Below are 8,447 nucleotides of genomic sequence, written 5' to 3'. Positions count from 1 at the left end.
CTACGGGGGGCGGTCGCTGGGGTCGGGGCACCTGGGCGTGGGCATGGAGCTGGGCTTCCCCTTCGTGTCCGCGAGGGGCCTGTATGGCGTCCTGCCGCGCCTGGACCTGGGGCTGGGCGTGGACAGCGTCTACGGCCTGATGACGGAACTGCGCGCGGCGGTCCGCTTCAACGTGTTGGACGGTACGAACGGCAGCCTGGCGGTCGTGGTGGATGGCGGCCGGGCGTTCTTCCTGCGTCCTCCGGACACGGAGGAGAAGGGCGCGCGCTACCTGAGCGGCCGGCGCGACTGGAACGTGGCGCCGGGCGTCGTGGCCTCCCTCCAGGGAGATGGGCCGCGCTCGGTGCGTCCGTACATGGACCTGCGGTGCCTGCTGGCCTTCGACCTGGACCCCACCCAGTCCTCGCCCTTGGGAGGCCTGCCGCCCGCGTGGAAGGTGGACGCGTCCATCCTCCTGCGTCTGGGCGCTGAGTTTCCGGTCGGTGAAAAGACGTCCTACGCTGTCTCCATCGGCGGCGACTTTCGCAGTCGCTCCACGGACGCGGAGTTCATGCCCACGTTGTCCATGGGCGTGGTGTCCGCGTTGTTCTGAAGCCCCTCCTTCTCGACCCGAGGTCATCCATGCGCGGCAGTGTCATTGGTGCAGGCTCGTTCGGTACGGCGCTCGCGAACGTGCTCGCGGTGAATTGCGAGGAGGTTCGTCTGTGGGGCCGTGAGCCCGGCGCGGTGGAAGCCATCAACACCCGCCACGAGAACGCCACCTATCTCAAGGGCATCCCCCTCTCCGAGCGCGTGCGCGCCACGACCGACCTGGAGGAGGCGCTGGCGGGCTCGGAGATGGTGGTGCTCGCGACGCCCAGCCACGCCACGCGTGAAGTGCTCGCGCGCGCGAAGACGTTCCTGCCCAAGGGCGTGCCCCTGGTGACGGTGTCCAAGGGCATCGAGAACGAAACGCTCCTCACCATGACGGAGCTGCTGGAGGACTGTCTGCCGGAGGAGTTCCACCCGTACGTCGCGGTGCTCTCCGGCCCCAGCTTCGCCAAGGAGCTGGCGCGGCGCATGCCCACGGTGGTGACCATCGCGTCGCACTGGGACAAGGTGGCCCAGCGCTGTCAGAAGGCGCTGCAGACGGACACCTTCCGCTCGTACACCTCCACGGACGTGGTGGGCGTGCAGTACGGCGGCGCGCTCAAGAACGTCATCGCCATCGCGGCGGGCATGGCGGACGGCCTGGGCATGGGCCACAACGCCCGGGCGGCCATCATCACGCGCGGCCTCGCGGAGATCACCCGGCTCGCCGTGAGGAAGGGCGCCAACCCGCTGACGCTCTCCGGCCTGTCCGGCATGGGCGACCTGGTGCTCACGTGCACGGGCGAGCTCAGCCGCAACCGCCACGTGGGCATGGAGCTGGGCAAGGGCCGCAAGCTGCCGGACATCCTCGCGGAGATGAAGGAGGTCGCCGAGGGCGTGAAGACGGCGAAGAGCGCGCGCGACCTGTCGCTCAAGACGGGCGTGGAGCTGCCCATCTGCCAGCAGGTCTACGAAATCGCCTACGAGGGCAAGAGCGCGAAGAACGCGGTGGTGGACCTGATGACGCGCCAGCCGAAGTCGGAGCTGTCCGGCGTCTAGCGCGCGGTCAGTACTTGCGGGGCTTGGCCTCGGGGCCGGCCCCGCGCACGCGCCACACGGTGAGCCGCTCCGAGTTGGTGTGGCTCAACACCAAGCCTTCCGTCTGCATCTCCTCCAGCAGGCGGTTCGTCTTGAGCCGGTCCAACCCGATGGTCTTGCCCAACTGGTCGCCGGGCATGCCGCTGATCTGCCGGCGCAGCTCGTTGATGATGGACTGCTTGAACTGGTTCTTCTGCAGGCCGTCCATGTCCTGCGTGCGCCACGCGGAGAGGATGCCCCAGGCGATGAGCGCCAGCGTCACCACGGCGATGGCCGGGTAGACGATGTGGCTGTTCTTCTCCAGCACGTCGATGTAGTCGGTCGAGATGGACGAGACGGGCTTGTCGTAGGCCGGCTCGGAGTCTTGTCCGGGCAGGCCTTCGATCTGGGCCGTCAACAGGGGGATGAGCAGTTTCAGCAAGGGAGCCAAGGCCCCTCGACTCTAGAGGGGAGGCCCCCTTGCCGGCAACCCGCCATCCACCCCACGCCTAGACGACGCCCATGGACTCGGAAGCCCCCTCGGCGAACAGGGTGGTGTCCGCCTTGGCCAGCAGCGTCGCCAGGCCCTCGCGCTTCGCGGCGCTGATGGCCACGCCGCCCCGGGAGCGCAGGAGCTGCTCCACCTCGTCCGGGGGAAGCAGATCCGCCTTGTTCCACACCATCAGGCGCGGCTTCTCCATCAGGCCGAGCGAGTCGAGGATGGTCTCCACCGCCTCCACCTGGTCGTCGCGCGCGGGGTCGCCCGCGTCCACCACGTGCAAGAGGAGGCTTGCGTCGTACAGCTCCTCCAGCGTGGCGCGGAAGGCGGCCACCAGGTCCTTGGGCAGGTCCCGGATGAAGCCCACCGTGTCGGTGATGATGACCTCGCGCTCGCGCGGGAAGCGCAGCCGGCGGCTGGTGGGATCCAACGTGGCGAACAGCTTGTCCTCCGCCAGCACCTGCGCGTTGGTGATGGCGTTGAGCAGCGTGGACTTGCCCGCGTTGGTGTAGCCCACGATGGAGATGACCGGCACCTCGCGCCGGTTGCGCTGGGCCCGCCGCACGCTGCGCTCGCGGCTGATGAGGTCGATGCGCTTCTCCAGATTCGTGATGCGCTCGCGCACGCGGCGACGGTCGATCTCCAGCTTCGTCTCGCCGGGTCCACGTCCGCCCACGCCACCGCCCATGAGCCGGCTGAGCGAGTCGTCGCCCTGCACCAGCCGGGGCAGCCGGTACTTCTGCTGCGCCAGCTCCACCTGGAGCTTGCCCTCCGCCGTCTGCGCGCGCTGGGCGAAGATGTCCAGGATGAGCTGCGTGCGATCCAACACCTTGAGGCTGGTCGCGTCCCCGATGTGGCGCCCCTGGGACGGGGTGAGGTCCTTGTCGAAGATGAGGACGTCCACCATGGACTGCATGGAGCGCAGGTTCAGGTCATCCAGCTTGCCCCGGCCGATGAGGTAGCGCGGATCCGCTTCCCGCCGCACCTGGAGCACGCTGTCCATCACCTCCACGCCCGCGGTGCGCGCCAGCTCCTTCAGCTCCTCCAGCGAGGACTCCGCCCGCGCGCGGTTGCCGTCCAGGCACACCGCCACGAGGATGGCGCGCTCGCTCCCGGACACCTTGCGCGCGGCCGCCTTGCGGTTGAACTCCTCCTCCAGCGCGTCCAGGGTCGCCAGGACGTCCGGCTGCTCGACGTGCACCGAGGGCAGCTTGGACACCTGCCAGAACTCGCCGGTGCCGTTCTCCGGCACCAGGTAGGCGTAGTGCAGCACCCCGGGCAGGCCCTCCTGGCCCACGCCCACGGCGGCCACGCAGTCCAGGCGCAGCAGCGCCAGGTCCGTGAGGTCGTCCTTCGTCAGGGGTTCGCTCTTGAGGTGCGTGTGCACCAGGCGCAGGCCACGCAGACGGATCTGCCCGGCGCGAGCACGGCCGATGTCCGGCAGCTCCAGCTTGTGCGCGTTGCCCACCACCACGTGCTCGATGTCGCCCTTGCGGTTGATGAGGACGCCCACCTGCCGGTTGAGCTCGTGCGACAGCTCGGTGAGGTGGCGGGCGAGCTCCGCGGACACGATTTCGCGCGGATCCACCCGGCGGCGGAAGGTGTTGCGCAGCCGCTGCTGCTCGCTCGACTTGAGACCCAGGGTGTTGCCGAAGATTTCCTTCAAACCGTTTCTCCTGGCACGGCCAACGAAAGGCCCGCGCCACGTTCAAGGCTTTGGATGGACAGCGCGCCTTCGGGTTTCATGACAAAGCCACCACCATTCGGATGCGTACGGACCCTGGAGAACAATCGGGCGGCGCGCGGCCTTTCCATTTCCAGCCTACGCTGCGCCTTGTGACTGATTCCGCACGCAACGCCCTGCGCGGGGCCCGCCGCGTGGTGGTGAAGATTGGGACCAACGCGCTGACGAGCGCCACCGGCCGCTTCAACCGCGCCCACTTCGAGGCGCTGGGCCAGGACCTGCTGTGGGCCGCCCAGGGGCGGGAGCTGGTGGTGGTGTCCAGCGGCGCCATCGCGCTGGGCATGGAGCGGCTGGGGCTTCCTTCCCGGCCCCGGGACATTCCGGGCAAGCAGGCGTGCGCGGCGGTGGGGCAGAGCCGCCTGATGCAGGCGTACGAGGAGGCCTTCAGCCACGCGTCCCGCGCGGTGGCGCAGGTGCTGCTCACCCACGAGGACGTGCAGGAGCGCCGCCGCTACCTCAACGTGAAGCACACCCTGGACCGGCTGCTGGCCGCGGGCGTGGTGCCGGTCATCAACGAGAACGACACCGTGTCGGTGGACGAGCTCAAGTTCGGCGACAACGACACGCTGGCGAGCCTGGTGGCCGGCGTCGTGGAGGCCGACGCGCTGGTGCTCCTGTCCGACGTGGAGGGCCTGTACACCGCCGACCCCCGCCGCGACGCTGACGCGCGTCTGATGCCCTCCGTGCCGGGTGTCACCCCGGAGGTCCTGGCCCTCGCGGGGGATGCGACGAGCGCCGTGGGCACCGGAGGCATGGCGTCCAAGGTCCGCGCCGCCGCGCGCGCCGCGGAGCTGGGCATCCCGTGCGTCATCACCTCCGGCGCGGTGCCCGGCCGGCTGCGCGCCGTGCTGCTGGGCGAGGAGGTGGGCACGCTCTTCGAGCCCGCCGGCAACCGCCGCAGCGCTCGCACCGCGTGGATCGCCCACGCCCTCAGGCCCCGGGGTCGCTTGGTGGTGGATGCGGGCGCGCGGGAGGCCATCGTCACCGGCAAGCGCAGCCTGCTGCCCAGCGGCGTGAAGGCCGTGGAGGGGGAGTTCAGCCGGGGGGACCCGGTGGATCTGGCGGATGCCACCGGGACCGTGTTCGCCCGGGGGCTCTCCACCTACGACGCCAGCGACCTGCGGCGCATCAGCGGACGGCGCAGCGCGGACATCGAGGCGGTGCTGGGCTACCGCTACCTGGACGAAGCGGTGCACCGCGACGACCTGGCCGTGCTGTAGCTGGGGGCGGGGTGGCCGCAGACGGAGGCCGCCTAGATGGAGCTGGAGACGGACTGCACCGTGCCGGGCTTCTCTTCCGTGAGCCGCATCAGCGCGCGGAACTCCGGCGAGTCCACCTTCATCAGGAGCAGGGACACTTCCAGCTCCCCCGGCACCCGGCCGAGCTGGAGCTTGCGCTCCTGGCCGTGCAGCAGGGCGAGCTGCGAGTGGCCTTCGCCCTCGGGCAGCGACAGGTCCAGTTGCAGTTGGAAGCCATCCCCTTCGCCCCGGGGCGTGAGCACCAGCCGGTAGTCCGGGGCCAGCGCGCCCGGACGGCGGCGTTCGGCCCGCAGCGTGCGGCCGGACTGGCCCAGCAGCTTGGGCTGGGCGATGAGACGGCCGTCGCGCCGGACCTCCAGCGCGAAGTAGAGCGGTTCGGAGCGGGCGTGCGCCGGGGTGGGCATCAAGAAGGCCAGCAGCACCAGCGCCAGCCCGGGAAGCCACGTCTTCAGCAGGGAGGTGCGGTCCATGGTTGAGCCCTCGTCCAAAGCATCCGTCCGCCGCGTCGCCCCCACGGCTGGCAGCGGACCCGGAGGCGCCGCTGTCGCTTCACACCCGATTCGACAATTCCCAAGGAATAACCCAGACGCGCCCCGAGTGCGAGCCCCACGCCCCTGGTTGTCTGCTGCCTTGCGGACGAAACAGGGGGTACCCGTCGATACCTGCTTGCCTGTTCAGGTGGGTGGGACTATCCCTTCTGGACGGGCGCGGCCGCCTCCGCTGTTGATGTCGCTGTCCCTTCCCCCTGCCCTCGCCCCCAACCCTCCGGAAGTACCCGGTCTGCTTGATCTCCCGGGTCCTGTCCGCCATCGTGACCGATCTTCTGAATGGACCGCACGGAACGCATCCTTGATCTCGTGGCACTGCTGCTCGACGCGCGGGAACCCATCTCGTGGGCCGAACTGCGTGAGCACTTCCCCGCCGACTACGGCGGTTCGGACGACGCCGCGGAGCGCAAGTTCGAGCGCGACAAGGCGGAGCTCGTCGAACTGGGCTTCCCCCTGAGCTACGTGCAGGGCGACGACGAGCGGCGCGACGGCTACCTCGTCGACCGCAACGTCTACTACCTGCCGGAGGCGGACCTCACGAAGGAGGAGCTGGCCGTGCTGTACGCCGCCGGGTCCGCCGCGCTGGCCTCCGGGGCCTTCCCGGGCCGCGACGACCTGGCGCACGCCCTGCGCAAGATTGGCTTCTTCGCGGGGGAATCCCTGCCCACCCCGCGCGTGCGCATGGAGCTGGGCACCGGCCAGGTGGGCCAGGAGAAGGAGGTCTCCGCCCGGCTGGAGACGCTCTGGGAAGCGTGCTCCGCCCACAAGTGGGTGCAGTTGACCTACGGCAGCCCCAAGCAGGCGGGGCTGACCGAGCGGCGCGTGGACCCGTACGGCCTGGCGCTCCGGCGCGGCGTGTGGACGCTGGTGGGCTACTGCCACCTGCGCCAGGGCCTGCGCACCTTCCATGTGCACCGCATCCGCGAGCTGAAGGCGAACACCGCCCGGCCGCGCACCCCGGACTTCGAAGTGCCCGCCGACTTCTCGCTCGACGCGCACGTGGCGTATTTCCCGTGGCAGTACCGCTTCCATGAGCCCATGGAGGTGACGCTCCTGTTGAAGGGGCCGCTGTCCTCGCGCGGGGCCTCGCTGTTCCCCGGCGCGGCGCTGGAGCCGGTGGAGGAGGGCGTGACGCGCGTCCGCTTCCCGGTGACGTTCGTGGATGGGCTGGCGCGGTTCGTCCTGTCGCTCGGCGCGGACTGCCGCGTGGAGGGCCCGTTGGAGGCGCGCGAGCCGCTGGAGCGGATGGCGGCGCGCATCCTGGAGAAGCACGCGATGGTGGAAGGCCGGCAGGTGAGCGCATGAGCAACGTCCATGAGCGGCTGCGCCGCCTGCTGTTCCTCGTCCCCTACGTCTCCAAGCATCCGGGCGTCACGGTGGAGGCCCTGGCCAAGGCCCTCAACATCAGCCGGGAGGACCTGCTGGAGGAGCTGGACCTGCTCACGTGCGTGGGCCGGCCGCCCTTCAACCCGGACGACTACATCGACATCTACGTGGACAACGACCGCGTCTACGTGGACCTGGATCAGCGCCTGTTCGCGCCGCCCCGGCTGACGGCGGGCGAGGCCGCGGCCCTGGCCGCCGCGGCGGAGCTGTTGCGCCCGGCCACCGGGGACGCGCTCCAGAGCGCCCTCACCAAGCTGGAGAACATCATCCCGCCCGCTGCGCGCGAGCGCTTCCGGGACATGTACCGGAAGATCGACGCCACGGGCGAGGCGCCCCTGGCCCTGGGACCGCTCACCCGGGCCATCCTGGAGCGCCTGGAGGTGACGTTCGGCTACGCCACCCCCGGCCGTCCGGCGGAGTCGCGCCAGGTGCGCCCCTACGAGCTGCTCAGCAACCGGGGCCAGTGGTACCTCCAGGGCTTCTGCCACACCCGCCAGGACGCGCGCCTGTTCCGCCTGGACCGGATGGAGGACCTGGCCGTCACCACCACCGCCTTCCAGCCCCCGGCGGATGCCCGCGCGGACGTGCCCAACCCGGCGCGCGGCGCCAGCGAGGCCTCCGTCCGGGTCCGCTTCTCGCCCACGGCCGCGCCCTACGTGAAGGAGCGCTTCGGGCAGGACGCCCGCCCGCTCCCGGATGGAGGGGTGGAGGTGCGCGTGGCCGGAGACAGTGAGCGCTGGCTCACGCAGTGGGTGCTATCCTTCGGAGGCGAGGCGGAAGTGCTGGAGCCGGCGAGCGCTCGCGCCGCCGTTGCCCGAGCCGTGCATGCCTCGATAGGCTCTTAGGACGACATGGCTTTCCAACTGACGATCTCCGAGGGAAAAGACGCTGGCAAGGAGTTCGTCTTCGACCAGGACTCCGTGCTCATCGGTCGCACCTCCGAGTGTGACGTGGTGCTGTACGACCCGGGTGTGTCCCGCCGCCACTGCCGCATCCTCAAGATGGGCGAGGGCTACGGCGTGGAGGACCAGAAGAGCGCCAACGGCACGCTCATCAACGGCGCGGCGGTGCAGAAGCAGGCGCTCACCGACGGGGACGCCATCACGTTGGGGCCGGTGACGTTCCTGTTCGCGCTCGCGCAGGACGACGCGACCACCGGTGAAGAGGACGCGCCCCAGGAAGACGGCGCCAACAGCACCCGCATCGTGTCCATGGACTCGCTGCGCAAGCAGCGCAACAAGAAGGCCGCCTCCACGCTGGACCACATGCGCGAGTACTTCCCCGAGTACGACCAGCCGTGCGCCACGCGCGCGGAGAACAAGCGCGCCGAGTACGGCCTCTAGCCGTCAGGTCCGGTAGCCGAC

9 protein-coding genes are annotated in these 8,447 nt (G+C 70.1%); 6 read left to right on the top strand and 3 right to left on the bottom strand.

Annotation, left to right across the window (positions count from 1 at the left end):
* Positions 1–592 (top strand): hypothetical protein (locus D7V88_RS43290; RefSeq protein WP_158625229.1); only part of this gene is annotated, 592 nt, incomplete at its 5' end.
* A gap of 29 nt (positions 593–621) precedes the next feature.
* Entirely contained in the window at positions 622–1,629 is a 1,008-nt protein-coding gene (locus D7V88_RS35490; RefSeq protein WP_120545027.1) for an NAD(P)H-dependent glycerol-3-phosphate dehydrogenase, read from the top strand.
* 7 nt (positions 1,630–1,636) lie between these two features.
* On the opposite strand, the gene D7V88_RS35485 is transcribed toward D7V88_RS35490, so the two are convergent.
* On the bottom strand, positions 1,637–2,098 hold the full coding sequence (locus D7V88_RS35485) for a hypothetical protein (protein WP_244238570.1): 462 nt from the start codon (positions 2,096–2,098) through the stop codon (positions 1,637–1,639).
* A gap of 58 nt (positions 2,099–2,156) precedes the next feature.
* Positions 2,157–3,812 (bottom strand): GTPase HflX, encoded by a 1,656-nt coding sequence (gene hflX / locus D7V88_RS35480; protein ID WP_120545026.1) that lies wholly within the window; start codon positions 3,810–3,812, stop codon positions 2,157–2,159.
* 170 nt (positions 3,813–3,982) lie between these two features.
* Between hflX and proB the strand changes: the two genes are divergently transcribed.
* Positions 3,983–5,110, top strand: a complete 1,128-nt coding sequence (gene proB, locus D7V88_RS35475) for a glutamate 5-kinase (RefSeq protein ID WP_120545025.1) — start codon at positions 3,983–3,985, stop codon at positions 5,108–5,110.
* A gap of 32 nt (positions 5,111–5,142) precedes the next feature.
* Here proB and D7V88_RS35470 read toward each other — a convergent pair whose 3' ends face one another.
* A complete protein-coding gene (locus tag D7V88_RS35470) occupies positions 5,143–5,619 on the bottom strand; it encodes a hypothetical protein (protein ID WP_208726665.1) in 477 nt (158 codons plus the stop codon).
* A 357-nt stretch (positions 5,620–5,976) separates the two neighbouring features.
* On the opposite strand from D7V88_RS35470, the gene D7V88_RS35465 reads away from it, so the two are divergent.
* From D7V88_RS35465 to D7V88_RS35455, 3 genes are read left to right on the top strand one after another with little or no spacing between them, the layout of a single operon-like run.
* On the top strand, positions 5,977–7,002 hold the full coding sequence (locus D7V88_RS35465; RefSeq protein WP_120545023.1) for a helix-turn-helix transcriptional regulator: 1,026 nt from the start codon (positions 5,977–5,979) through the stop codon (positions 7,000–7,002).
* Positions 6,999–7,928 carry a helix-turn-helix transcriptional regulator gene (locus D7V88_RS35460; RefSeq protein ID WP_120545022.1) on the top strand — a complete coding sequence of 310 codons (930 nt, stop codon included), beginning with the start codon at positions 6,999–7,001 and terminating at the stop codon, positions 7,926–7,928. The genes D7V88_RS35465 and D7V88_RS35460 overlap by 4 nt, the downstream gene beginning before the upstream one ends.
* 6 nt (positions 7,929–7,934) lie before the next feature.
* On the top strand, positions 7,935–8,426 hold the full coding sequence (locus D7V88_RS35455; RefSeq protein ID WP_244238569.1) for an FHA domain-containing protein: 492 nt from the start codon (positions 7,935–7,937) through the stop codon (positions 8,424–8,426).
* The last annotated feature ends 21 nt before the right edge of the window (positions 8,427–8,447 follow it).

It is taken from the genome of Corallococcus terminator (assembly GCF_003611635.1).
In the GTDB taxonomy this organism is placed as follows: Bacteria; Myxococcota; Myxococcia; order Myxococcales; family Myxococcaceae; genus Corallococcus; species Corallococcus terminator.
This window is presented reverse-complemented; position numbering and strand designations above follow the sequence as displayed.

Excerpts from the sequence above, each read along its gene's own strand:
- D7V88_RS35490 (WP_120545027.1), top strand. The coding sequence starts at position 622 with ATGCGCGGCAGTGTCATTGGTGCAGGCTCGTTCGGTACGGCGCTCGCG.
- D7V88_RS35470 (WP_208726665.1), bottom strand. The coding sequence starts at position 5,619 with ATGGACCGCACCTCCCTGCTGAAGACGTGGCTTCCCGGGCTGGCGCTG.
- D7V88_RS35465 (WP_120545023.1), top strand. The coding sequence starts at position 5,977 with ATGGACCGCACGGAACGCATCCTTGATCTCGTGGCACTGCTGCTCGAC.
- D7V88_RS35460 (WP_120545022.1), top strand. The coding sequence starts at position 6,999 with ATGAGCAACGTCCATGAGCGGCTGCGCCGCCTGCTGTTCCTCGTCCCC.
- D7V88_RS35455 (WP_244238569.1), top strand. The coding sequence starts at position 7,935 with ATGGCTTTCCAACTGACGATCTCCGAGGGAAAAGACGCTGGCAAGGAG.